The sequence below is a fragment of the Mycolicibacterium pulveris genome (genome assembly GCF_010725725.1).
GTDB lineage: Bacteria > Actinomycetota > Actinomycetes > Mycobacteriales > Mycobacteriaceae > Mycobacterium > Mycobacterium pulveris.
This window is the reverse complement of the sequence record NZ_AP022599.1, coordinates 3,711,843-3,735,152: the sequence shown is the minus strand read 5'-3', so window position 1 is coordinate 3,735,152 and position 23,310 is coordinate 3,711,843. Positions and strand designations below refer to the sequence as shown.

25 protein-coding genes are annotated in these 23,310 nt (G+C 68.8%); 13 read left to right on the top strand and 12 right to left on the bottom strand.

The genetic code is table 11. The features are described from left to right. Positions 1-70: 70 nt before the first annotated feature. Positions 71-718: a DUF4190 domain-containing protein gene (locus G6N28_RS18120; protein ID WP_235674619.1), complete on the top strand. Its 648-nt coding sequence runs from the start codon at positions 71-73 to the stop codon at positions 716-718. 10 nt (positions 719-728) lie between these two features. Here G6N28_RS18120 and G6N28_RS18115 read toward each other — a convergent pair whose 3' ends face one another. Next, positions 729-1,697: an HpcH/HpaI aldolase/citrate lyase family protein gene (locus tag G6N28_RS18115; protein ID WP_179962212.1), complete on the bottom strand. Its 969-nt coding sequence runs from the start codon at positions 1,695-1,697 to the stop codon at positions 729-731. 25 nt (positions 1,698-1,722) lie between these two features. Between G6N28_RS18115 and G6N28_RS18110 the strand changes: the two genes are divergently transcribed. The 5 genes from G6N28_RS18110 (at position 1,723) to G6N28_RS18090 (ending at position 6,971) form a co-directional block, all read left to right on the top strand. Continuing rightward, positions 1,723-3,015, top strand: coding sequence for a magnesium transporter MgtE N-terminal domain-containing protein (locus G6N28_RS18110; RefSeq protein ID WP_163902643.1), 1,293 nt, complete (start codon positions 1,723-1,725; stop codon positions 3,013-3,015). Further along, positions 3,012-3,557: a DUF1003 domain-containing protein gene (locus G6N28_RS18105; protein ID WP_163902641.1), complete on the top strand. Its 546-nt coding sequence runs from the start codon at positions 3,012-3,014 to the stop codon at positions 3,555-3,557. The genes G6N28_RS18110 and G6N28_RS18105 overlap by 4 nt, the downstream gene beginning before the upstream one ends. A gap of 93 nt (positions 3,558-3,650) precedes the next feature. After that, entirely contained in the window at positions 3,651-5,096 is a 1,446-nt protein-coding gene (locus tag G6N28_RS18100; protein WP_163902638.1) for a lytic transglycosylase domain-containing protein, read from the top strand. Between the two features lie 33 nt (positions 5,097-5,129). Further along, positions 5,130-6,269 (top strand): Mrp/NBP35 family ATP-binding protein, encoded by a 1,140-nt coding sequence (locus G6N28_RS18095; RefSeq protein WP_163902636.1) that lies wholly within the window; start codon positions 5,130-5,132, stop codon positions 6,267-6,269. A 54-nt stretch (positions 6,270-6,323) separates the two neighbouring features. After that, positions 6,324-6,971, top strand: a complete 648-nt coding sequence (locus G6N28_RS18090) for a VldE C-terminal domain-containing protein (protein WP_163902633.1) — start codon at positions 6,324-6,326, stop codon at positions 6,969-6,971. Positions 6,972-6,986: 15 nt separating this feature from the next. Here G6N28_RS18090 and tatB read toward each other — a convergent pair whose 3' ends face one another. The 4 genes from tatB to sigE form a co-directional block, all read right to left on the bottom strand. Next, positions 6,987-7,391: a Sec-independent protein translocase protein TatB gene (gene tatB, locus G6N28_RS18085; protein ID WP_163902631.1), complete on the bottom strand. Its 405-nt coding sequence runs from the start codon at positions 7,389-7,391 to the stop codon at positions 6,987-6,989. A 1-nt stretch (position 7,392) separates the two neighbouring features. Further along, entirely contained in the window at positions 7,393-8,883 is a 1,491-nt protein-coding gene (gene htrA / locus G6N28_RS18080; RefSeq protein ID WP_163902629.1) for a serine protease HtrA, read from the bottom strand. 68 nt (positions 8,884-8,951) lie between these two features. Then, positions 8,952-9,347 carry an anti-sigma E factor RseA gene (gene rseA / locus G6N28_RS18075; RefSeq protein WP_163902627.1) on the bottom strand — a complete coding sequence of 132 codons (396 nt, stop codon included), beginning with the start codon at positions 9,345-9,347 and terminating at the stop codon, positions 8,952-8,954. 74 nt (positions 9,348-9,421) lie between these two features. Next, a complete protein-coding gene (gene sigE, locus G6N28_RS18070; protein ID WP_163902625.1) occupies positions 9,422-10,180 on the bottom strand; it encodes an RNA polymerase sigma factor SigE in 759 nt (252 codons plus the stop codon). 199 nt (positions 10,181-10,379) lie between these two features. Between sigE and G6N28_RS18065 the strand changes: the two genes are divergently transcribed. The 6 genes from G6N28_RS18065 to G6N28_RS18040 all read left to right on the top strand — a co-directional run bounded on the left by G6N28_RS18065 (position 10,380) and on the right by G6N28_RS18040 (position 15,678). Next, a complete protein-coding gene (locus G6N28_RS18065; RefSeq protein ID WP_163902623.1) occupies positions 10,380-11,039 on the top strand; it encodes an O-methyltransferase in 660 nt (219 codons plus the stop codon). A gap of 116 nt (positions 11,040-11,155) precedes the next feature. Then, positions 11,156-11,818 carry a TetR/AcrR family transcriptional regulator gene (locus tag G6N28_RS18060; protein ID WP_163902621.1) on the top strand — a complete coding sequence of 221 codons (663 nt, stop codon included), beginning with the start codon at positions 11,156-11,158 and terminating at the stop codon, positions 11,816-11,818. Further along, positions 11,793-12,707, top strand: coding sequence for an ABC transporter ATP-binding protein (locus G6N28_RS18055; protein WP_163902619.1), 915 nt, complete (start codon positions 11,793-11,795; stop codon positions 12,705-12,707). The genes G6N28_RS18060 and G6N28_RS18055 overlap by 26 nt, the downstream gene beginning before the upstream one ends. Continuing rightward, the gene (locus tag G6N28_RS18050) at positions 12,704-14,320 is read left to right on the top strand and encodes an ABC transporter permease (RefSeq protein ID WP_163902617.1); all 1,617 of its coding nucleotides are present in this window, start codon (positions 12,704-12,706) and stop codon (positions 14,318-14,320) included. The genes G6N28_RS18055 and G6N28_RS18050 overlap by 4 nt, the downstream gene beginning before the upstream one ends. Before the next feature lie 19 nt (positions 14,321-14,339). Next, positions 14,340-15,014: a methyltransferase family protein gene (locus G6N28_RS18045; protein WP_163902615.1), complete on the top strand. Its 675-nt coding sequence runs from the start codon at positions 14,340-14,342 to the stop codon at positions 15,012-15,014. Between the two features lie 61 nt (positions 15,015-15,075). After that, on the top strand, positions 15,076-15,678 hold the full coding sequence (locus tag G6N28_RS18040; RefSeq protein ID WP_163902613.1) for a DUF4126 domain-containing protein: 603 nt from the start codon (positions 15,076-15,078) through the stop codon (positions 15,676-15,678). Between the two features lie 37 nt (positions 15,679-15,715). On the opposite strand, the gene glgC is transcribed toward G6N28_RS18040, so the two are convergent. Then, on the bottom strand, positions 15,716-16,930 hold the full coding sequence (gene glgC, locus G6N28_RS18035) for a glucose-1-phosphate adenylyltransferase (protein WP_163902611.1): 1,215 nt from the start codon (positions 16,928-16,930) through the stop codon (positions 15,716-15,718). 113 nt (positions 16,931-17,043) lie between these two features. On the opposite strand from glgC, the gene glgA reads away from it, so the two are divergent. Continuing rightward, positions 17,044-18,207, top strand: coding sequence for a glycogen synthase (gene glgA / locus G6N28_RS18030; protein ID WP_170307906.1), 1,164 nt, complete (start codon positions 17,044-17,046; stop codon positions 18,205-18,207). An 11-nt stretch (positions 18,208-18,218) separates the two neighbouring features. On the opposite strand, the gene G6N28_RS18025 is transcribed toward glgA, so the two are convergent. From G6N28_RS18025 to fadD6, 6 genes are all read right to left on the bottom strand, one after another. Beyond that, positions 18,219-18,386: a DUF3117 domain-containing protein gene (locus tag G6N28_RS18025; RefSeq protein WP_064891434.1), complete on the bottom strand. Its 168-nt coding sequence runs from the start codon at positions 18,384-18,386 to the stop codon at positions 18,219-18,221. A gap of 156 nt (positions 18,387-18,542) precedes the next feature. Beyond that, positions 18,543-19,172, bottom strand: a complete 630-nt coding sequence (locus G6N28_RS18020) for a DNA-3-methyladenine glycosylase I (protein WP_407664973.1) — start codon at positions 19,170-19,172, stop codon at positions 18,543-18,545. Beyond that, entirely contained in the window at positions 19,169-19,528 is a 360-nt protein-coding gene (locus tag G6N28_RS18015) for a DivIVA domain-containing protein (protein WP_163902609.1), read from the bottom strand. The genes G6N28_RS18020 and G6N28_RS18015 overlap by 4 nt, the downstream gene beginning before the upstream one ends. Before the next feature lie 30 nt (positions 19,529-19,558). Then, positions 19,559-20,518: a glucosyl-3-phosphoglycerate synthase gene (locus G6N28_RS18010; RefSeq protein ID WP_163902607.1), complete on the bottom strand. Its 960-nt coding sequence runs from the start codon at positions 20,516-20,518 to the stop codon at positions 19,559-19,561. A gap of 28 nt (positions 20,519-20,546) precedes the next feature. After that, entirely contained in the window at positions 20,547-21,422 is an 876-nt protein-coding gene (gene folP, locus G6N28_RS18005; protein ID WP_163902605.1) for a dihydropteroate synthase, read from the bottom strand. 74 nt (positions 21,423-21,496) lie between these two features. Beyond that, the gene (gene fadD6, locus G6N28_RS18000; RefSeq protein ID WP_163902603.1) at positions 21,497-23,275 is read right to left on the bottom strand and encodes a long-chain-acyl-CoA synthetase FadD6; all 1,779 of its coding nucleotides are present in this window, start codon (positions 23,273-23,275) and stop codon (positions 21,497-21,499) included. Positions 23,276-23,310: the final 35 nt, after the last annotated feature.

The window sequence follows — 23,310 nt, the reverse complement described above, 5'->3', positions numbered from 1 at the left end:
CTGATCAGGTGATTCTCCCACCCAGATCAACGCATGAGCGGCCGCAGTCGTGCCGAACACTTGCGCTAGGTTGAACAGCATGACAAATCCCGGCGAGGACTCAGGAGAATCGACGCCTTCCGAGCCGACGCCGGTCGAGCAGGCACAGGACCAGTCGACCGAATCGTCGTCGGAAACGCAAGGCCAGACCGACCAACCCGGCTACTGGCCGCCGCCGGCGTTCGGCCCGCCGGGTGAGCCGTACCAGGCCCCGACCTATCCCCCCGGCCCGTCTGGTTATCCACCGCCGGGCGGCTACCCGCCTCCGCCGCCGTATCCGGACGCGTCGGGGTTAGGCGCCCCGCCCTATCCACCTCCGCCGCCGGGCTACGGTGCCCCGCCGCCGGGCTACGGTGCCCCGCCGCCGGGGTACGGCCCGCCCCCGCCCGGGTACGGGCCCGCGGGCTATCCGCCGCCCGGATACGGCGGCGCGTACGGCACCCCGGGTCAGAAGGTCAACTCGCTGGCGATCGGCTCGCTGGTGGCCTCGGTCATCGGGGTGGTTCCGTTCCTGTGCGGCATCGGGTCGATCATCGGCATCGTGCTGGGCATCATCGCGCTCAACCAGATCAAGACCTCCGGCGAGGGCGGGCGCGGGTTGGCCATCGCCGGCATCGCCATCGGCGCGGTGACCTTCCTCATCAGCGTGGTCACGGGCATCGCGTTTCTGAGCGCTTGACCTGCTCCGGTCAGGACGGCGGCTGAAACGGCGGCTCCTTGCGGACCATGCCCGCCGCGCGACCCTTGCCCGCGATCACCAACGCCATCTTCCGGCTGGCCTCGTCGATCATCTCGTCGCCGAGCATCGCCGCTCCCCTGGCGCCGCCCGCGCGCGAGGTGTGCCACTCGTAGGCCTCCAGGATCAGCTCGGCGTGGTCGTAGTCCGCCTGACGGGGGCTGAAAATCTCGTTGCCCGCGGCGATCTGGTCGGGATGCAGCACCCACTTGCCGTCGTAACCCAGCGCCGCCGAACGACCCGCCACTCGGCGGAACCCGTCGACGTCACGGATCTTCAGGAACGGTCCGTCGATGGCCAGGATGCCGTGGGTGCGCGCGGCGATCAGGATCCTCATCAGCACGTAGTGATGTGCATCGCCGACGTCGTAGCCCTCGGGTTGTTCACCGACCTCGAGGGTGCGCATGTTCAGGCTGGCCGCCATGTCGGCCGGTCCCAGCACCAGCGCCTGCACCCGCGGGGCGGCGGCGATCGCGTCAATGTTGGTCAGGCCCTGTGCATTTTCGATCTGGGCCTCGATCCCGATGCCGCCCAACGGCAGACCGTGTGTCGTCTCCAGCTGGGTCAGCAACAGATCCATGGCCTGGATGTGCGAGACGTCGGTCACCTTGGGCAGCACGACGATGTCGAGTGACGCGTCGGGCGCCGACCCGACGGCCGACACCACCTCGATGAGGTCGGCGTGGGTCCACGGCGTGGTCCAGTCGTTGACCCGCACCCCGCGCAGCTGGCCGGACCAGCCGGGCTCGGCCAACGCCGCGGCGACGGCGGTGCGGGCCTCGGCCTTGGCATCGGGTGCGACGGCGTCCTCCAGGTCGAGGAACACCTCGTCGGCGGGAAGTGACTTCGCCTTCTGGATCATCTTCGCGCTGCTGCCGGGGACGGACAGCACCGTTCTGCGGGGTCGATACCGGTTTTCCACAACCACACTCTCTACCCTTTGACTCATGGCGGCGGTGAACAGGGTCTATGCGGCCCGACTCGCGGGGATGGTGGTACTGGGCCCCGACGGTGAGTCCATCGGCCGCGTCCGTGATGTGGTGGTCAGCATCAGCATCGTGCGCCAACAACCGCGGGTGCTTGGCCTTGTCGTCGAATTACTCACCCGGCGAAGGATTTTCGTTCCGATTCTGCGCGTGACGTCGATCGAGCCGGGCGCGGTGACGCTGGCGACCGGCAGCGTCTCGCTGCGCCGCTTCGCCCAGCGCCCCGGTGAGGTGCTGGTGTTGGGCCAGATCATCGAAACCCGGGTCCGCGTCGATGATCCCGAGCTGGAACACCTGGCCGGAATCGACGTGATCGTCGTGGATCTGGGCATCGAGCAGACCCGCACCCGGGACTGGGTGGTCACCAAGGTAGCCGTGCGCCAGCACCGCCGGCTGGGCCGCCGCAGCAACGTCCATGTCGTCGACTGGCGGCGCGTGCACGGACTGACCCCCTCGGGGTTGGCGATGCCCGACCAGGGCGTCGCGCAGCTGCTCGAACAATTCGAGGGACAGCGCGCGGTCGAGGTCGCCGAGGCGATCCGCGAACTGCCCGCCAAGCGGCGTTACGAGGTCATCAACGCCCTCGACGACGAGCGGCTGGCCGACGTGCTTCAGGAACTGCCCGAGGACGACCAGACCGACGTGGTCAAGCGGCTGCCCGCCGAGCGGTCGGCCCGCGTGCTGGAGGCGATGGACCCCGACGACGCCGCCGACCTGCTGGGCGCGATGAACCCGTCGGAGGCCGAACACTTTCTGCGCCGGATGGACCCGGAGGACTCCGAGGATGTGCGCCGGTTGCTGTCGCACTCGCCCAACACCGCGGGCGGGTTGATGACCTCCGAACCGGTCGTGCTGGCGCCCGACACCACGGTGGCCGAGGCGCTGGCCCGGGTCCGCGACCCGGACCTGACCCCCGCGCTGGCTTCGCTGGTGTTCGTGGTGCGTCCGCCCACGGCCACCCCGACCGGGCACTACCTCGGCTGTGTGCACCTGCAGCGGCTGCTGCGCGAGCCGCCGGCCGACCTGGTCAGCGGAATCGTCGACACCGACCTGCCCAACCTGGCGCCCGAGGACTCCCTGTCGGCGGTGACGCGGTATTTCGCGGCCTACAACCTGGTGTGCGGGGCGGTGGTGGACGGCGAGAACCATCTGCTGGGCGCGGTGTCGGTGGACGACCTGCTCGATCACCTGCTGCCCGAGGACTGGCGCGAGACCGAAGAACCGGAGCTGTCCGGCGCCGAGGGGGTGACATGACCGAGCCGTCACCGCGGGGCCGGCTGGACACGCCGCTGACGTCGCGGCGGCGGTTCGGGCTCAACTACGACCCGGAGGCCGTCGGCCGGGTCAGTGAGGCGATCGCCCGGTTCCTGGGCACCGGCCGATATCTGGCCTGGCAGACGATCCTCGTGGTGGTCTGGATCACCCTGAATCTGTTTGCTGTCGGGCTGCGCTGGGACCCGTATCCGTTCATCCTGCTCAACCTCGCGTTCTCGACGCAGGCGGCCTACGCGGCGCCGTTGATCCTGCTGGCACAGAACCGGCAGGAGAACCGCGACCGTGTGTCGCTCGACGAGGACCGTCGCCGAGCCGCTCAGACCAAGGCCGACACCGAATACCTGGCTCGTGAGCTGGCGGCTCTGCGGTTGGCGGTCGGGGAGGTCGCGACCCGCGATTATCTGCGCCGCGAGCTCGACGAGCTGCGCGACGCGCTGTCGCGATTACAGCAACCGGGGACCGTTGCCGACGACGACGACACCGGCCGGACCGAGACGGGTGAGCGGCGCGCCCGAAGATAACGCTTGCATCGGCTAACGCCATTGCTGTAACACTTCCGTTATCGACTAGGTATGGTGACCTGGTTCACAAGCGATCGCAGACAGGACGGTTGAGTGCACATACGGGGAGTCGCCGCCCTCAAGGCCGTGCGGCGCCAGGCGGGGCGCGTGCTGAAAGAGCCGAGCCCGCGTGTGCATGACGTGTTGTCCCCGACCCGGGTGCGGGCCGGCATGGCGGTGGCCATCATCACCCCCGTCGTGCTGGCGGGCAGTGTCGGCGCGTCCGCGCAGTCCACGCGGACCCAGGTGCGCGACGCGGCGGTGACGCCGCTGGCCGCCGTCGAACCCTCACCGGGGAACCGCGCGGGAGCGTCCGTCGTCGCCGTCACCAAATCGCCGTCGCCCTTCCACATCGCCTCCACCTCGATGTCCTCGCCCCCACCCGCTGCTGTGGTGAATTCACCTGGGGCACTGGGCATTCCGGGAATGGCGTTGTCGGCGTACCGTAACGCCGAGCGGATCATGGCCGCGGCCCAACCGGATTGCGGTGTCAGCTGGAACCTGCTGGCGGGCATCGGGCGCATCGAGTCGATGCACGCCAACGGCGGCGCCACCGACGCGGCCGGCACCGCGGTCCGCCCGATCTACGGCCCCACGCTGGACGGCAGCCTGCCTGGAAACGAGATCATCGTGCAGAGCCGCACCGCCGACCGCGTCACCTATGCCCGCGCGATGGGACCGATGCAGTTCCTGCCGGGCACCTGGGCGCGGTACGCCTCCGACGGCGACGGCGACGGCAAGGCCGAGGTGCAGAACCTGTTCGACTCGACCCTGGCCGCGGCCCGTTACCTGTGCAGCGGCGGGATGAACCTGCGCGACCAGGCCGACGTGATGGCCGCGATCCTGCGCTACAACAACTCGGTGGCCTACGCGCGCAACGTGCTGGGCTGGGCGGCCGCCTACGCCACCGGCGTCGTCCCGATGGACCTGCCCCCGATCACCGGCTCGGTACCCTCGCTCGGGGTCGGCGACCCGCACCTGGAGAAGTACGAAGGGCTGGGCCCCGGGCTGCCGATCAACGCGCTGGCGCTGCCCGAGGGCGACCCGATGGCGCTCATGTCGCTGCTGCAGCGCGACAGCGTCGCCAACCAGATCTCCAGCGTGCCCGGCTTCGCCCCAGGCCAACGGCTCGGACCGCTGCCCGGGCCGGTGCCGCAGCTGCCGCCGAAGCCGGAGGCGCCGGTGCCTCCGCCGTGGACGCCGCCGTGGCTGCAGCAGCCCCAGCCGCAGCCCGAGTGCGCGGTGTTCTGCATCGAGGACAACGTTCCGCCACCTCCGTTGCAGCCCGCGCTCGCCGGTCCGCCCCAGGCGCAGCCGATGCTGCCGCCGGGACCGCCTCTGCTGGGCCCGCCGGCACCGCCGGCACCGTGGGCGCCGCCCGCCCCGATGGGGCCGGTGCCGCCCGCCCCCGGCCCGCTGCCCGGGCCGGCTCCCGGTCCGGCGCCAGGACCGGTCGGCGCGCCTGCTGCTCCCGGACCGCTGCCGGGACCGGCCGCTTAATCACGCTTTTCACGTCGGCCTAGACTCGGAGGCGTGTCCGGATCTGACCTGGAAACCGCGGTCCGCGCCGCGCTGAGCAAGGTGATCGACCCCGAACTCCGGCGGCCGATCACCGAGCTCGGCATGGTGAAGAACGTCACCGTCGAAGCCGACGGCGGTGTACACGTGGAGGTGTATCTGACCACCGCCGCGTGTCCGAAGAAGACCGAGATCTCCAATGAGGTCAGCCGCGCGGTCACCGATGTGCCCGGCACCGGGGCGGTCAAGGTCAGCCTCGACGTGATGAGCGACGAGCAACGCACCGAGCTGCGTAAGCAACTGCGCGGCGACGCGCGCGAGCCGGTCATCCCGTTCGCGCAGCCGGGCTCGCTGACCCGGGTCTACGCAGTCGCCTCCGGGAAGGGCGGGGTCGGCAAGTCGAGTGTCACGGTGAACATCGCGGCCGCCATGGCCGCGCGGGGACTCTCGGTCGGCGTGCTCGACGCCGACATCTACGGCCACTCCGTTCCGCGGATGATGGGCACCACCGACCGCCCGACCCAGGTCGAATCGATGATCCTGCCGCCGGTCGCCCACGACGTCCGGGTGATCTCGATCGCGATGTTCACCAAGGGCAACACCCCGGTGGTGTGGCGCGGACCGATGCTGCACCGTGCGCTGCAGCAGTTCCTGGCCGACGTCTACTGGGGCGATCTGGACGTGCTGCTGCTCGACCTGCCACCGGGCACCGGCGACGTGGCCATCTCGGTGGCCCAGCTGATCCCGGGTGCGGAGATCCTCGTGGTCACCACCCCGCAGCTGGCAGCCGCCGAGGTCGCCGAACGCGCCGGGGCGATCGCCCTGCAGACCCGGCAGCGCATCGTCGGCGTGGTGGAGAACATGGCCGGGCTGCAACTGCCCGACGGCACCACGATGCAGATCTTCGGTGAGGGCGGCGGCGCGCAGGTCGCCGAGCGGCTGTCCCGGGCCGTCGGCGCCGACGTGCCGCTGCTCGGCCAGGTGCCACTGGATCCTGCGCTCGTGACGGCCGGCGACTCGGGGGTGCCGCTGGTGCTCTCGGCGCCGGATTCGGCGGCCGGCAAGGAGTTGCGCCGCATCGCCGATGCGCTGGCGAGCCGCAAGCGCGGATTGGCAGGCATGTCGCTCGGTCTGGATCCCTCGGGCCGCCAATAACGGTCGAGTGCCCGATGCTGAACATCGCCACAGGGCGCATTTCGCGGCGTTACAGTGCTGTTTGTGGGTAAAGACCGGTTAGCCAACGGCCGCGGCCGATGGTTGGCGCTGGCCGCCTCGGTTGTCTTGTCCGCGGGCCTGATTTATGCCCAGACCGCCGAGCGTCCCGCCCACACGCCCGCGGACCCCGCGCCGGCGGGCCCGGTGGCCAAACCGCCCGATGCCCCGCCGGTCTACACCCCCACCGAGGCCGAGCTGATGGCCGCCAGCGCGCCGGTGGCCGCTGCGGCGGTCCCCTTCGAGTTGCCGTCCGGCGTCGCGCCCGAGGAAGGCTTGCAGGTCAACACCATTCGAGTGGCCCGTGCGCTGTCCGTGCTGTTTCCGGAAGTGACCACCATCGGCGGCTACCGCCAGGACCCCCTGAGGTGGCATCCCAACGGCCTGGCCATCGACGTGATGATTCCCAACCACGGCAGCGAGAAGGGCATCGAACTCGGCAACCAGGTCGCCGGCTTCGCGTTGGCGAACGCCAAGCGGTGGGGCGTCATTCACGTCATCTGGCGGCAGGGGTTCTATCCCGGTGTCGGCGCGCCGAGCTGGACCGCCGACTACGGCAACGAGACCGCCAACCACTTCGACCACGTCCACATCGCCACCAACGGCGGGGGATATCCGACCGGGGACGAAAAGTACTTCATCTGAGCATCGGGTGCGCGCTCAGGTGGCGTCGGTGTCGAACGGCGTCACCGCGGGCGGTGGCGGCGGGGCGGCCGGAGGCGCCTGCGGGGTGGGCGCCGGTGAACTGACGGGCTTGTCGACCGAGGGCTGGTCGAATCGACCCGTGAAGATCGAATCGTCGCCGTCGAGCAGGTGTTTGGTGAGGGCGGCGCGCGGGGACATTCCGCGCAGTTTGTTCAGCTCCCCCAACGGCTCTCGCAGATCGTCGAACTCCGGGCCGAGGTCTTCGCGCAGCTGGTTGGTGGCGCCGCTGATGTAGTCGCGGGCCTGCCGCAGCGCGCCGGCCGTCCAGCGGATCGCCCCGGGCAGCCGTTCGGGTCCGAGAATCACCAACCCGGCGATGACCAGGATGAGCATCTCGCCCCAGCCGACGTTGGCGAACATGTCAGACGGTGTTGTCGGGGATCGGCGTGATCGTCAGCGTGACGGGCCGGCCGTCGCGCAGCACCTCGATCGGGGCCGGCTGGTCGACCTTGAGTTGGCGGACCGCGACGACGAACTCGTCGGCGTCGGCGACCTTTCGGTCCCCCACCTTGACCACGACGTCGTTCTCCAGGATGCCGGCTCTCTCCGCGGGGCTGCCGGCCTTGACGTTGGCCACCTGCGCTCCGGACGCCAACTCGTTGCTCACCGAGCGGGCCGTCAGGCCCAGCGTCGGATGGGCGATCTTGCCGTCGCGGATCAACGTCTCCACAACGGATTTCACCTCGTTGACCGGGATCGCGAAGCCGAGGCCGCTGGCGCTCTCCGACAGCGACTTACCCGCGGTGTTGATACCGATGACGTTGCCGTCCATGTCGATCAGCGGCCCACCGGAGTTGCCGTGGTTGATCGGCGCGTCGGTCTGCAGCCCGTCGATGACGGTGTCGGTGTCCGAACCGTCGCCCGACAGCGGCACCGGCCGGTTCAGCGCGCTGATGATGCCCGCGGTCACCGTGCTGCGCAGGCCCAGCGGGGCGCCGGCGGCGATCACCTCGTCACCGACCTTGAGTTTGTCGGAGTCGCCCATCTTGGCCACGGTGAGGTTGTCGACGTTGTCGACCTTCAACACAGCCAGGTCGGTCTTGGGATCGCGCCCGACGAGGTTGGCGGGCACTTCCTTGCCGTCGTTGAACACCACGGTCATCTTGTACTTGCTCGGGTTGTTGGCGGCCTCGGAGATGACGTGATTGTTGGTCACGATGTAGCCGCGGGGGTCAACGACGACGCCGGAGCCCTGCGAGCCCTCCTGGTCGCTCTTGGCTTCGATCGTGACCACCGAATCAGCCACCGCCGCAGCGACTTCGGCGAACCGACCCTCGGGCGGCCGGCCGGTGTCGCTGACGTCCAACGTCACTTTCGACGTGGTGAAGGCCTCGGCCACCTCCGCCGTCGTCCGGCCCACCCAACCCCCGGCGAACCCGATGACGATCGCGGCGATGCCGAGCACCGCGAGCGCGACGTAGGACACCCTGCCGCCGAACAGCACGTCTCGCACGCCGAGCTTGCCCATGCTGACGTTGGCGGGCGGGTGCGGAGCCTCGCGCAGTGCCGGGGTGCCCAGGGCGACCGGGGCCGACGGATCGCGCCACGGATCGGCGGCCGGGTCGGGGCCCTGCCCGTCGCGTTCGGCCTCCAGCGCGCCGCGGTCGGCGGGATGACGCTGCAGCGATTCGACAGTGGGGTGAGGCCTGGCGAACGCCTCGGCCAACACGGGGTCGGGGGTGTGGTCCTCCGGGGTGAACTCGCCGTCAGCCCGAAACCGGTCCAGCCCGACGAACGATCCGCTGACCCCGTCGGGGCGACCGAACACGCGGCGCGCCGCCGGATCCACCGGCGGACGCGAAATCGGACGCGGTTCGAGGCGCTCACGGCCGGACTGGTCCAGATTGGTCACGCGTCAATCATCCTCTGTGGAAGCGCCCGCGATCGCCGACGCAGGCTGCTGCTTCTGTCCGCACTACCCTACCGGCGCTTACGCCAGGATCGCGTGACGCCCTCAGCAAACTGCGTCGAGTCAGCCTCCGGGGAGGGCTGGCGCGGAGCATGCCGCGGGATCTCTGACAACAGGCCCAGTAACTCGGTCGGCATATCGACGGGCCGCGACTCCCGCAACGCCGCACGCGCCTGCCGCTGGGCGTCCACCTCCGCCGCGCACTGCGGGCACAGCGACATGTGGCTGGCCGCGCGCAGGTGCGCGTTCATCCGCAACTCCCCGTCGACGAACGCCGCGATGGCCTCGGTGGACAGGTGCTCGGTGGAGCTGAACTGTCGCGGGCCGACCGGCGCGTCGCTCTGCGAGGCGAACTGAGAAGGCAGCCACGAAAACGCCCGACGGAACACGTGTCCCCGGTCGACCATCACCGAGCTCCTTCCGTTCGCGTGTCGGTGCTTACCTCGAATGTAGCGCGGCGCGTGCGCCGAGCACCTGCGAGTCAGGCTGTTGTTGCCGTCTCGTTGCTGTGCTTGGCCAGATAATCGCGCAGCGCCTGGCGGCCGCGGTGGATGCGGCTGCGCACGGTGCCCAGCTTGACGTCGAGCGTGGCGCCGATCTCCTCGTAGGACAGACCCTCGATGTCGCACAGGACGACCGCGGCGCGGAACTCCGGGGGCAGCGAGTCCAAGGCGGCCTGAAGGTCAGGACCCAACCGTGAGTCGTGGTAGATCTGCTCGGGGTTGGGGCTGTCGGCGGGCACGCGCTCGTAGTCCTCCGGCAGCGCTTCCATCCGGATGCGGCCGCGCCTGCGCACCATGTCGAGGAACAGGTTCGTGGTGATGCGGTGCAGCCAGCCCTCGAACGTGCCGGGCTGGTAGTTCTGCACGGACCGGAAGACGCGGATGAAGGTCTCCTGCGTGAGGTCCTCGGCGTCGTGCTGGTTGCCCGAGAGCCGGTAGGCCAGGCGGTACACCCGATCGGCGTGCTGACGCACCAGCTCGTCCCACGACGGCATCGTCGACTTGTCACCGGTGGCGTCGAACACCGCGGTTCCAGTCAGCTCGTCGGCAGGCTCGACCCACGACCCGTCCGTGTACTGCGGAAGGTGGGCCATGGAAACCGGAGCGCTGAGAGCACGTGAATTGATCGTCAAATCCTCCTGGTCACAGCCGTCATCACGAATCGACGGCTCGATGTCCGCGAAAACGCGAAAGTCGGGGTGGTTATTCCCGGAAAGCCAGCGGGTGCCGTCGTCCATGGGCAATACGGTCTCCGACCCTGGTGTGGTTCGCATATGAGCAAACTGAACGTTTCCTGAGAATGCTTTCTACCCGTTTTTCACCTGCGGAAACCGCGCTGCTCCGACGCAAGACTGCCCTGGCGGTCCGGGCGTGTCGGGCTGTCGGGCCGGGCGTGTCGGACTGTCGGGCCGCGCGGGTTGGCTCTACGCTGCGGGCATGGCAAGCACCGACGACAGCAGCGGTCAGCAAAGCCGCGCTGAGTCGATCGTCGCGCACGCCGAGCAGTCGATCTCCGAGGACGCGATCGTCGCGGCGGCCCGCGAACGCGCCGAGGACATCGGAGCCGGCGCGGTGACCCCGGCGGTCGGGGCGCTGCTGTGCGTGCTCGCGAAGCTGACGGGCGCCAAAGCCGTGGTCGAAGTGGGCACCGGCGCGGGCATCAGTGGGCTGTGGCTGCTGTCGGGCATGCGCGAGGACGGTGTGCTCACCACCATCGACGTCGAACCCGAGCATCAGCGCATCGCCAAGCAGGCGTTCACCGAGGCGGGCATCGGGCCGGGCCGCACCCGGCTGATCAGCGGCCGGGCGCAGGAAGTCCTCACCCGACTGGCCGACGAGTCCTACGACCTGGTGTTCATCGACGCCGACCCGATCGATCAGCCACAGTTCGTCGTCGAGGGCATACGGCTGCTGCGCTCCGGCGGCGCGATCGTGGTGCACCGCGCCGCGCTGGGCGGCCGCGCCGGCGACGCCCGCGCCAACGACGCCGAGGTGACCGCGGTGCGCGAGGCCGCGCGGCTGATCGCCGAGGACGAGCGGCTCACGCCGGTGCTGATCCCGCTCGGCGACGGCCTGCTCGCCGCGGCCCGCGACTGACTCTTTTCCCGCGAGCAGACGCGAATACCCCCTTTTTCTGTGGATTCGGGGGGTGTACGCGTCTGCTCACCGTGGAGGCTTGACCATCGACTAAACGCACGTTTAATATATTGAACATGCGTTCAGCCTCGGACGATCGCACGGCCATCGCGCGGATCCGCGATGCCGCGATCGACCAGTGGGGTCGGCACGGGTTCGATGTCGCCCTGCGGGCGATAGCCGAGGCGGCAGGCGTCTCCGCCGCGTTGGTGATCCACCACTTCGGCTCCAAAGAGGGTCTGCGCAAGGCCTGCGACGAGTACATCGCCGAGGAGGTGCGCAGCGGCAAGCTGGAGTCGATGCGGGCCAACGATCCGGCGACGTGGTTCGCGCAGATGGCCGAGCTCGAGTCCTACGCCCCGCTGATGGCCTACCTCGTGCGCAGCATGCAGTCCGGCAGTGAGCTGGCAAAGATGCTGTGGCGCAAGATGATCGTCGACGCCGAGGAGTACATGGACGAGGGCGTGCGCAACGGCGTCCTCAAACCCAGCCGCGACCCCGCGGCGAGGGCCAAGTACGTGGCGCTCAGCGGCGCAGGCAGTTTCCTGATGTATCTGCAATTGCACGACACCCCAACCGATTTGCGCGCCGTGCTGCGTGACTACAGCGAGGAGATGATGTTGCCCGCCCTCGAGGTGTTCACCGAGGGCCTCATGGTCGACTCCACCATGTACGACGCGTTTCTCAGCCAGGACCAAACCCAGGGAGAGCCACATGACTACGACGTCGCCACGAGCTGACGACCCAGCCGTCGAAATTCACGGACTGAAGAAGCGTTTCGGCAACACCAGGGCGCTCGACGGCCTGGACATGGTCGTCGAGCCCGGCAGCATCGCGGGATTTCTGGGCCCGAACGGCTCCGGCAAGTCGACCACCATCCGCGTCCTGCTCGGCTTGCTGCGCGCCGACGGCGGCACGGTGCGGCTGCTCGGCGGGGACCCGTGGCACGACGCGGTGGCACTACACCGGCGGATCGCCTACGTGCCCGGCGATGTGACGTTGTGGCCCAATCTGACCGGCGGGCAGGCGATCGACTTCCTGGCCAGCCTTCGCGACGATTTCGACACCAAACGGCGCGACGAGCTGATCGAACGCTTCGAACTGGACCCCGACAAGAAGGCCCGCACCTATTCGAAAGGCAACCGGCAGAAGGTCGCGCTGGTCGCCGCGTTCAGCACCAACGCCGAGCTCTACATTCTCGACGAGCCCACCTCCGGGCTGGACCCGTTGATGGACAGGGCGTTTCAGCAATGCGTTCGGGAGGCAGCCGACAATGGCGCATCGGTGCTGCTGTCCAGCCACATCCTCGCCGAGGTGGAGCGGTTGTGTGATTCGGTGACGATCATCCGCGCCGGACGCGCCGTGCGCTCTGGCCGCCTCGCCGAGTTGCGACACCTGATGCGCACGACGGTGAAGGTTCGCACCCGCTCGCCCGCCGACGGGCTGCGCTCGGCGGGGTTCGTCCACGACTTCACCGTCGACGACGGCCTGAGCACCTTCTCGGTCGACCGTGACGACCTGGACCGCGCGATGGGCCAGTTGACCGCGCTGGGCATCGACGAACTCTCGGTCTCACCGGCATCCCTCGAAGACATGTTCCTACGGGAATACCAAGGGGCCCAACGATGACGGCCACCGCAACCGCGGTCAGTGCCCGCCATGCGCGCCAATCGGAGTCGTCGCTGACCGGCATCCGACGCCTCACCGCCCTCGCGCTTCGCCGTGACCGGATCCGGCTGCCGGTGTGGATTGCGGCGTTGACGCTGACCATGTGGTACACGCCCGCCGCATTCGAATTGGCATACCCGGAAGAGGCCGACCGCATCGCGCGGGCCCACCTGATCAAGACCCCGGCGGGGATCATGTTCAGCGGTCCGATGTTCGGCCACAACGAAACCGACATCGGCGCGATGTTCGCCAACGAGGTGATGCTCAGCGTCATCATCGCCGCCTCGATCCTTGCCATCCTCACCGTGGTGCGCCATACCCGCGCCGAAGAGGAAAGCGGCGCCGCCGAATTGGTGCTGGCCGCGCCGGTCGGCCGGTACGCCCGGACCGGCGCGGCGTTTCTGCTCGTCGCCGGGCTCAACGCGGTGCTAGCGCTGACGATGACCCTCGCAACGGCCGCCACCGGTCTGGACCCGATCGATTCCGCAGCGGTCAGCCTCGGGATCTCCGGCGTCGCAATGGTGTTCGGCGGAGTCGCGGCAGTGACGGCCCAGTTGTGGCGCACGGCACGGATCGCGAGCGGGGCGGCGATGGCGGTGCTGGCCGCCGCGGCGATGGTCCGCGGGGTCGGGGATGTGATCGATCATTCAGGCAGCGCGCTGAGCTGGTGCTCCCCGATCGCCTGGGCGCAGCAGATGCGGGCGTTCGTCGAGCTGCGGTGGTGGCCGCTGGCGATGCTCGTCGCGCTGGCCGGTGCCCTGTTGGTGGCGGCCGCCGCGCTGCAGCGGTCCCGCGAGTACGACGCAGGCAGGCTGCCCTCCGGCGGGGAGAATCCCGACGCCCCGCGGGTCCGTGGGGTGTTCGGGCTGAGCCTGCTGCAGCAGCGTGGCCAGGTCATCGGCTGGTCGGTCGGGCTCTTTCTCGCCGGCCTGTCGTTCGGGTCGCTGACCCAGTCGCTGTTGGACATGGCCGAGGAGAACGAGTTGGTCGCCCGCATGCTCTCCGCGCAGGGCTACGACGGCATCTACACCTCGATGACCCAGTTCCTGGCCGCCGCGGTCACCGCGTTCGTCGCGATCGCCGTGTTGCGACTCAACGCCGACGAGCAGTCAGGTATCACCGAGGCGGTGCTGGCCGGGTCCGTGTCGCGGTGGCACTGGCTGCTTTCGACGGTCGCGGCGGCGCTGGTCGGTGCGTTCGTGCTGTTGTTCAGCGCGGGCCTGGGCAACGGTCTGGGCGCTGGCATCGCGCTCGGCGAACCCGAGACAATCGTTCGGCTGACGGTCGCCGCGCTGGCGCATCTTCCGGCGATGGCCGCGATCGCGGGCATCGCCGCCATCGCGTTCGCGCTGCGGCAGACGTGGATCGCCTGGCTGGTGGTCGCGTTCGTCATCGTGTCGCTGTATTTCGGTGCGTTGCTGCGGCTTCCGCAGTGGCTACTCGATCTGTCACCGGTCGGCCAGACGACGGTGCCGATGGACACGCCTGTGACGGCGATGACGGTGATGGTCGTCGCCGCCGCGGCTCTCACAGTGCTCGGCGGCCTGGCCTATCGCCGCCGCGACGCGATCTGACCCCGAAACGGAGCACGTCATGAAGATCGCTCTTCAGACACTGGCATCCATGGTCGTCGGGTTCGTGTTCTTCGGCTTGGCGTTGTTCTGGCCCGCTGGCACGTTTGACTACTGGCAGGCTTGGGTTTTCATCGCGGTGTTCATCATCGGAACGCTGGGACCGAGCATCTACCTGATGGTGAAGATGCCGGACGCGCTGCGGCGGCGCATGCGCGCGGGCCCGTTCGCCGAAACCAGGATGGTGCAGAAAGTCATCATCGCCGCCACGATACTTTCGGTGGCCGCCGTGCTGGTGATCAGCGCGTTCGACCATCGATTCGAATGGTCGACGGTTGCGACGCCGGTGGTCGTCGTCGGCAACGTGCTCGTGTGGACGGGGCTCACCGTCGCCCAGATCGTGGTCATCCAGAACAACTACGCCGGGGCCACCATCACCGTCGAGGATGACCAGAGGCTCGTGTCGACCGGGCTGTACGGCCTTGTGCGCCATCCCATGTACCTCGGGACGCTGATCATGATGATCGGCACACCGCTCGCCCTCGACTCGTACTGGGGGCTGCTGTCGATCGTGCCGGCCCTGCTGATCCTCGCGGCCCGGATCGACGACGAGGAGAAGATGCTCAAGCAGCAGCTGCCCGGCTACAACCAGTACACGAGCAAGGTGCGCTACCGGTTGGTGCCGTACGTCTGGTGAGCCCGCGCCTTCATCGGTTCGAACTGGCCGTGTTGGGCTGACCGGCGCGCATAATGCCGATGTGGAAGTGCTGACCGGCTTGGGGTTGGCCACCGCCGCGGGACTCAACGCCTACATCCCGCTGCTGGCCCTTGGCTTGTTGTCGCGCTTCACCGATCTGGTCACGCTGCCGCACGGCTGGGCGTGGCTGGAGAACGGTTGGGTCATGGCGATCGTCGCGGTGCTGTTGGTCGTCGAGATCGTCGCCGACAAGGTCCCCGCGCTCGACACCGTCAACGACGCCGTCCAGACGTTCGTGCGGCCGACGTCGGGCGGCATCGTGTTCGGGTCGGGCACCGCGGCGCAGACCTCCGCGGTCACCGATCCCGGCGCGTTCGCCCAGTCCGGGCAGTGGATTCCAGTATTGATCGGTGTCGTTGTGGCGCTTGGGGTTTCGCTCACCAAGTCGACGGTGCGCCCCGCCGCCAACGTCGCGACCGCCGGTGTGGCCGCACCCGTGCTGAGCACCGTCGAGGATGCCGCCAGCGTCGGCCTGGTGTTCCTGGCGATCCTGGTGCCGGTCCTGGCGTTGGTGGCCGTGGCCGCCGTGGTGTGGGCGATGTGGCGGCTACGACGTCGACGCCGCGAGCGCCGAGACAGCAGCCACGGCAGCCAACCCGGGTGATTTGCGACCCGGAATGCTATTTCGCGGGGCCCGGGGGTTAGATCCAGACGCCCTTGCCGACCGCGACCACACCGCCCGCGCTGATCGCGAAACGCTCGCGGTCCTTGTCGAGGTCGACGCCCACCATCTCGCCGGGCCCGACCACGACGTTCTTGTCCAGGATCGCGTGGCGTACCACCGCGCCGCGACCGATCCGGGCTCCGGGCATGATCACGCTGCCCTCCACGATCGCTCCGTCGTCGACGACGACGTTGGACGACAGCACCGAATTGCGCACGGAGGCCGCCGAAACGATGCGGCCCGCACCGACCACCGACTCCTGCGCCGAGCCGCCGTTGACGAACTTCGCCGGTGCCAGCATCTCCATCTCACCGCGGATCGGCCAGCGCTTGTTGTACAGGTTGAACACCGGGTGCACCGAGACCAGGTCGAGGTGCGCGTCGTAGAACGCATCGAGCGTGCCGACGTCGCGCCAGTAGCCGTGATCGCGTTCGGTGGCCCCGGGCACCTCGTTGTTGTTGAAGTCGTACACGGCGGCCATGCCGTCGGCGACCAGCCGCGGAATGATGTCGCCGCCCATGTCGTGGTCGGAGTGGTCGTCCTCGGCGTCGGCGCGGATCGCGTCGATGAGCACCTTGGTGGTGAAGATGTAGTTGCCCATCGACACGAACGCCTCGTCGGGATTGTCGGGTGTGCCCGGCGGGTCGGCGGGCTTCTCGACGAAGCTGCGGATGCGGCCCGACTCGTCGGCGTCGATGACCCCGAACGCGGTGGCCTCGGCCCGAGGGACCCGGATGCCTGCGACCGTCGCACCCGCGCCGCTCTCGATGTGGAACCGGACCATCTGCTCGGGGTCCATCCGGTAGACGTGGTCGGCGCCGAACACGACGATGTAGTCGGGGTCCTCGTCGTAGATGAGGTTCATCGACTGGTAGATGGCGTCGGCGGAACCGGTGTACCAGCGCGGCCCGAGCCGCTGCTGGGCGGGCACCGGGGTGATGTACTCGCCCGCCAGGCCGGACAGTCGCCAGTTCTGCGAGATGTGGCGGTCCAGCGAATGCGACTTGTACTGGGTGAGCACACAGATCCGCAGGTATCGGGCGTTGACCAGATTGGACAGCACGAAGTCGATCAATCGGTATGCGCCGCCGAAGGGAACCGCCGGTTTGGCTCGATCAGCGGTCAACGGATACAACCGCTTGCCCTCGCCGCCGGCCAGGACAATGCCCAGCACGTGTGGCAATTCCCTCATGTTTCAAACCTATCGGCCGGTTCTGTGAACGGCCAGCCATTCACACCATCGTTTCGCCTGCGGTCCCACATCGGGGGCTGCGGCGGGCGGCCGTCGTCACTATCGTCGGTGACATGCGGGTGGCGATGATGACCCGGGAGTTCCCACCCGAGGTTTACGGCGGGGCCGGGGTGCACGTCACCGAGCTCGTCGCGCAGCTGCGCCATCTGTGCCAGGTCGACGTGCACTGCATGGGCGCGCCCCGCTCGGATGCCGTTGTCGCGAAACCCGATCCCGCCCTGGCGGGCGCGAACCCCGCGTTGGCGATGCTGTCGGCGGACCTCAACATGGCCAACGCCGCCGCGCAGGCCACCGTCGTGCATTCGCACACCTGGTACACCGGGCTGGCCGGGCACCTCGCGGCGCTGCTCTACGACGTCCCGCACGTGCTGACCGCGCACTCGCTGGAGCCGATGCGGCCGTGGAAGGCAGAACAGCTCGGCGGCGGCTACCGGGTGTCGTCGTGGGTGGAGAAGACGGCGGTGGAGGCCGCTGACGCGGTCATCGCGGTCAGCTCCGGGATGCGTGACGACGTGCTGCGCACCTATCCCGCGTTGGATCCCAACCGAGTGCACGTGGTGCGCAACGGCATCGACACCGAGGTCTGGTACCCGTCGGCGCCCGAGCCGGGTGAGTCGGTGCTGGCCGAGTTGGGCGTGGACACCTCACGTCCGATCGTGGCGTTCGTCGGCCGCATCACCCGGCAGAAAGGCGTCGCGCATCTGGTCGCCGCGGCCCACCGGTTCGCCCCCGACGTGCAACTGGTGCTGTGCGCGGGCGCACCCGACACCCCCGAGATCGCCGCCGAGGTGACCGAGGCGGTGCAGGCGCTGGCCGCAGCCCGCAGCGGCGTGTTCTGGGTCCGCGAGATGCTGCCGATCGGCAAGATCCGCGAAATACTCTCGGCCGCCATGGTTTTCGTTTGCCCGTCGGTGTATGAACCGCTGGGCATCGTCAACCTCGAAGCGATGGCATGCGCGACGGCGGTGGTGGCCTCCGACGTCGGCGGCATCCCCGAGGTGGTGGCCGACCGCCAGACCGGCCTGCTGGTGCGCTACGACCCCCCGGACCAGGCCGGGTTTGAGGAGCGGCTGGCCCAGGCCGTCAACGAGCTGGTGGCCGCCCCCGACACGGCGCGCCGCTACGGCCAGGCGGGCAGGCAGCGCTGCATCCAGGAATTCGCCTGGGCCCATATCGCCGAGCAGACCCTGGAGATCTACCGCAAGGTGTGCGCGTAGGCCGCGAAGAACTAGCTGGTGACCTTCTTGAGCTCGTCGCCGAGCGCTGCGGCTTCTTCGGGAGTCAGTTCGACGACGAGTCGCCCACCACCTTCTAGTGGTACTCGCATCACGATGCCGCGCCCCTCCTTGGTCGCTTCCAGAGGACCGTCGCCGGTCCGGGGCTTCATCGCCGCCATCGAGTGCTCCCTCCACAATGAGCCGCCCGCCGGTGCATCCAGCGGGCTCTCGGTCGGGGCCGAGAGTGCCCACCCGTTGACAGCTCCCGGCACTGAACTGCTACTGAACGCCTCTATTCTTCCCTATCGTGGCGGGTTGGTGTGCAAAGACCCGGCTTAAGGCCGTGACGAAGGCGCTGGACAGGTCGCCGGAACCCAGCAGTCGGCGGTGTGATCGTCGACCATTCCGGTGGCCTGCATCAAGGCGTATGCGGTCGTCGGACCCACAAAGCGGAAGCCGCGACGCTTGAGTTCCTTGGCCATCGCGGTCGATTCCGGGGTCGCCGCCGGGACGTGGGCGATGTCGACGGGGCGGGCTCGCTCGGCCCGGTCAGCGGGCGCGAAGGACCACAGCAGCTCGGCCAGGTCCACCCCGGAGTCGGTGAGGTCGGCGACCGCGCGCGCGTTGGCGATGGTGGCCTCGATCTTCGCGCGGTTGCGCACGATGCCGGTGTCGGCCATCAACCGCTCGACGTCACGGTCGGTGTAGCGGGCGATGCGCTCGGCGTCGAACCGGTGGAAGGCGCGCCGGAAGTTGTCCCGTTTGCGCAGGATGACCAGCCACGACAGCCCGCTCTGGAAGGCCTCGAGGCTGATCCGTTCGAACAGCGCCGCCGAGTCACGCAGCGGTTGGCCCCACTCGGTGTCGTGATACTCGCGGTACAGCACGTAGTCGGCGGGTGCCAGCCGAGACCGGTCGATCCAGGCGCAGCGGACCCGGCCGTCGTCGTCCACGGCGGCGGTCACGCGTCGTCCTGCGATGACGGCGCCGCGTGCACGCCCTCGGACCCGGCGTCCTCGCCGTCGTCGACCCCGTGGGCCGCACGCACGGCCGCCAACTGGCCGCGCAGCAGATCCAGCTCCTGGCCCAGCCGGTCGAGCACCCAGTCGACCTCGCTGGTGTTGTAGCCGCGCAAGGTCTGGGTGAACTTGACCGCGTCGACGTCGGCGCCGGTGATTCCGGAGGCCGGCAGCACGGTGGCCGTCGTGCCACGAGGCAGCGGCGGCAACGGCTCACCGCGCCCGAACAACACGCTGCCCAGCGCGAACAGCACGATCGCGATGAGGACCAGCACCACCAGATACACCAGAACCAGCGTCACGGTGTCGATACTGCCTCAACACCCCGACAATCAGCCGTACGGGCGCAACGTGATCATCGGCGGCCTGTCGTCCAAGAACACGGTCGACGTCCGCGAGGTGTAGTCGTCGCCGTCGGCGAAGAACTGCGTCAGCCCCACCCCGGAGTCGGGCACCCCGCAGCGGGACAGCAGCGTGGCGATGACCTGGCGGCTCATCGAGGCCAGTTCGGTCAGTGGCCGGTTGCGGTGGCTGCGCACCCCGAGGTTCACCTGGGCGATGGCGTCGAGCCCGAGGCGGTCGTAGGTGTCGATGAGCAGGCCGATCTCCACGCCGTAGCCGGGCGCGAACGGCACCGACATCAGCAGCTCACGGGTGGCGGCGTACTCGCCGCCCAGCGGCTGGCACAGGCAGCTGAGCTCGGGGCGCAGCGCGGCCAGCAGCGGCCGGGCCACCAGTTCGGTGACGCGGCCTCCGCCGTTGGCGTCCTCGCTGCCGCTGACCTTCAGCGGTCGCCGGTAGAAGCCCTTGACCAGATGCACGCCGTCGGTGGTCAGCAGCGGACCGAGCAGCTTGGGCACGAACATCGGGTCGGGGTCGATCAGGTCGGAGTCGACGAACACCACGATGTCGCCGGTGGTGGCGGCCAGCGAGCGCCACAACACCTCACCCTTCCCGGCCTGCGGCTCGACCTCGGGCAGCGCGGCTTCGCGGGTGATCACCCGCGCGCCCGCGGCGACCGCGCGGATCTCGGTGTCGTCGGTCGAGCCGGAATCCAGCACGATCAGCTCGTCGACCAGACCACCGAGCAGCGGCGCGATGGTCTCGACGACGGCGCCGACGGTCTCCTCTTCGTTGAGCGCGGGCAGCACCACGGACACGGTGCGGGTGCCCTTCGCGGCCTCGAGGTCGGCGATCGTCCACGACGGCCGGTTCCAGCTTCGTTCGGCCAGCCACCGCGCGGTGACGTCAGTGCCTGCCGTGTCCGGTGTCAGCTGCGAAAGCACTGTCATTGTTCGCCTCCTCGCGCTCGTATACGGGTCATGCCAGTCCCCTCACCGTGCGCGCCGGTGGACGCGCGCCCTGAATCGACGCGACCATTTCGAGCACGCGCCGTGTGGGCCCCACCTCATGCACTCGGAACATGGCTGCGCCTTCCGCGGCGGCAAGTGCCGTCGCAGCAAGCGTGCCCTCCAGGCGCTCGGTCAAACCCACACCCAGAGTTTCCCCGACGAAATCCTTGTTGCTCAGCGCCATCAGCACTGGCCATCCAGTGTTTACAAGGTCTTTTACGTGGCGCAACAAACTAAGGCCGTGGTAAGTGTTCTTGCCGAAATCGTGGGTCGGGTCGATCAACACGGCGTCGCGCGCCACGCCGAGGCTCACCGCGTGTTCGGCGGCCGCCGTCACCTCGGCGATGACGTCGTCGACGACGCCACGCTCGGTCGTGCCGTAGCTGACGCGGAACGGCCGGGTCCGCGGCACCGCGCCGCCGGTGTGCGAGCAGACCAGCCCGGCCCCGAACTCGGCGGCCACCTCGGGCAGCGCGGGGTCGTGCCCGGCCCAGGTGTCGTTGATCAGGTCGGCGCCGGCCGCGCAGGCCTGCTTGGCCACCGTCGCGCGCCAGGTGTCGACGCTGATCAGCTGGTCGGGGTAGGCGCTGCGCACCCATTCGATGAACGGCACGACCCGCGCGATCTCCTCGTCGACGTCGACCGCATCGCCCGGACCGGCTTTGACGCCGCCCACGTCGACGACGTCTGCGCCGTCTTCGATCACCGCGTGCACGGCAGCCTTGGCGTTCTCGTCGGAGAAGGTGGCACCGCGGTCGTAGAACGAGTCGGGTGTGCGGTTGACGATCGCCATGATCAACGCTCGATCACCCGCCACCGGACGGCCCAGAAAAGTCGACTGCACGCTTCCAGGCTACGGTCGTGCGGTTTCGGCGCGTTTCGTCACGCCCACCGTGACGAACTACGCCGAAATCACCATCACTTGGGTCGCTTGCCGGCCTTCACGTGGTCGGGGTAGTCGTCGTAGAACTCCACGTAGCCCTCGTCGCGCCCGGCCAGCACGTAGATCGCGTCCTCGACGTCCGCCCCGTAGCCTTGCTTGCGCAGGTCGACCTTCTGGGTTTTGAACGTCGAGGTGTAGGCGAGTTCTTCGACCACCCGCACGAACAACGGCACCGCGTAGGTCGGCAGCTTGTCGTAAGCCGCTTTGGCCAGCGACATCCCGTCGAACTTCTCGCCCTTCTTGAGCTGGATCGCGGCCATGCCCGCGCGCCCGCCGGTGCCCGGCACCTCGACGCCGAACACGGTGGCTTCCTCGACCTGCGGGTCGGTGGAGATCGCCGCCTCCACCTCGGTGGTGGCCACGTTCTCCCCCTTCCACCGGAACGTGTCGCCGAGCCGGTCGATGAACGCCGCGTGACCCAAACCCTGCGAACGCATCAGGTCGCCGGTGTTGAACCAGACGTCACCATCCCGAAAAGCGTTGCGCACCAACTTCGTTTCGCTGGCCTTCGGATCGGTGTAGCCGTCGAACGGCTGGAAGCTGCTGACCTTGGACAGCAGCAGGCCCGGCTCGCCCTTGCGTACCTTGCGCACCCGGCCGTCGGCGCCGCGCACGGGTTCGCCGGTGTCGGGGTCGTATTCGACGAACGCCACCGGCGATGGGCAGATCCCGGTGGTCTTGTCGATGTCGAACACGTTGACGAACGCCGTGTTGCCCTCGCTGGCCGCGTAGAACTCGCAGATGCGCTCGATGCCGAACCGCGCGGTGAGCTGATCCCAGATCGCCGGGCGCAGCCCGTTGCCGCAGATCACCCGGACCTTGTGCTGGCGGTCGGCGGGCTTGGGCGGCTGGTTGAGCAGGTAGGTGCAGATCTCGCCGATGTAGACGAACGCGGTGGCGTCGTAGCGGATCACCTCGTCCCAGAACCTCGACGCGGAGAACGAGCGGCCCAGCGCCAGCGTCGCGCCCGAGTTGAGCACCGAGGACAGCGCCACGGTCAACGCGTTGTTGTGATACAGCGGCAGGCAGCAGTACAGGGTGTCGCGGCTCTTGAGCCGCATGCCCAGCGCCCCGAACCCGGCCAGGGCCCGCAGCCACCGGTAGTGGGTCATCACGCTGGCCTTGGGCATGCCGGTGGTGCCCGAGGTGAAGATGTAGAACGCCTTGTCCTTGGCGAGCACGGCCGCGGTCGCCGGCGGGTTGGCCGTGGGCGCGGTGGCCGCGAGGCGCTGGAGCTCGTCGTCGGTCATCAGACCGCTGGTGTCCGCGCCGCTTTCGGTGATGGGGTCGACGAAGTCGGTGGCGGCGACGACGGCCTTGGCGCCCAGCAATTCGAAGCTGTGCTTGAGCACGTCGCCGCGCTGGTTGTAGTTCACCATCCCGGCGATGGCGCCGCACTTGACGGCGGCCAGCATCAGCAGCACCGTCTCCGGCGAGTTGCGCAACATGATTGCGACGACGTCGCCGTGCCCGACCCCCCGCGCGGCCAGCACCGCGGCGTAGCGGTTGGCGGTCTCGTTGGCCTGGCGGTAGGTGATCTGCTCGTCGGCGAACTTGATGAACACCTTGTCGCCGTACTTCTCCGCGCGTTCCTGGAACACCTTGCCGATGGACGTCTTGGCCGTCGGCCGGGCCCCGAACCCGGTGATCACGCCGCGAAGGATGATCGGCGCGTCCAGCAGCAGGCCCGGCAACCCTCTGGCGATGTCGAGCAGCCCGACGCTGGTGCGGGTTCCCGACGTGTCGTCAGTCATGCTCGGCTCCCCTTCAGATGCCTCATGGCGCATCA

What these genes read in the sequence shown, in the direction of transcription:
- G6N28_RS18110 (WP_163902643.1), top strand. Translation starts at nt 1,723, where the DNA reads ATGGCGGCGGTGAACAGGGTCTATGCGGCCCGACTCGCGGGGATGGTG.
- G6N28_RS18105 (WP_163902641.1), top strand. Translation starts at nt 3,012, where the DNA reads ATGACCGAGCCGTCACCGCGGGGCCGGCTGGACACGCCGCTGACGTCG.
- tatB (WP_163902631.1), bottom strand. Translation starts at nt 7,391, where the DNA reads ATGTTCGCCAACGTCGGCTGGGGCGAGATGCTCATCCTGGTCATCGCC.
- rseA (WP_163902627.1), bottom strand. Translation starts at nt 9,347, where the DNA reads ATGGTCGACCGGGGACACGTGTTCCGTCGGGCGTTTTCGTGGCTGCCT.
- sigE (WP_163902625.1), bottom strand. Translation starts at nt 10,180, where the DNA reads ATGGACGACGGCACCCGCTGGCTTTCCGGGAATAACCACCCCGACTTT.
- G6N28_RS18065 (WP_163902623.1), top strand. Translation starts at nt 10,380, where the DNA reads ATGGCAAGCACCGACGACAGCAGCGGTCAGCAAAGCCGCGCTGAGTCG.
- G6N28_RS18060 (WP_163902621.1), top strand. Translation starts at nt 11,156, where the DNA reads ATGCGTTCAGCCTCGGACGATCGCACGGCCATCGCGCGGATCCGCGAT.
- G6N28_RS18055 (WP_163902619.1), top strand. Translation starts at nt 11,793, where the DNA reads ATGACTACGACGTCGCCACGAGCTGACGACCCAGCCGTCGAAATTCAC.
- G6N28_RS18050 (WP_163902617.1), top strand. Translation starts at nt 12,704, where the DNA reads ATGACGGCCACCGCAACCGCGGTCAGTGCCCGCCATGCGCGCCAATCG.
- G6N28_RS18045 (WP_163902615.1), top strand. Translation starts at nt 14,340, where the DNA reads ATGAAGATCGCTCTTCAGACACTGGCATCCATGGTCGTCGGGTTCGTG.
- glgC (WP_163902611.1), bottom strand. Translation starts at nt 16,930, where the DNA reads ATGAGGGAATTGCCACACGTGCTGGGCATTGTCCTGGCCGGCGGCGAG.
- glgA (WP_170307906.1), top strand. Translation starts at nt 17,044, where the DNA reads ATGCGGGTGGCGATGATGACCCGGGAGTTCCCACCCGAGGTTTACGGC.
- G6N28_RS18025 (WP_064891434.1), bottom strand. Translation starts at nt 18,386, where the DNA reads ATGGCGGCGATGAAGCCCCGGACCGGCGACGGTCCTCTGGAAGCGACC.
- G6N28_RS18010 (WP_163902607.1), bottom strand. Translation starts at nt 20,518, where the DNA reads ATGACAGTGCTTTCGCAGCTGACACCGGACACGGCAGGCACTGACGTC.
- fadD6 (WP_163902603.1), bottom strand. Translation starts at nt 23,275, where the DNA reads ATGACTGACGACACGTCGGGAACCCGCACCAGCGTCGGGCTGCTCGAC.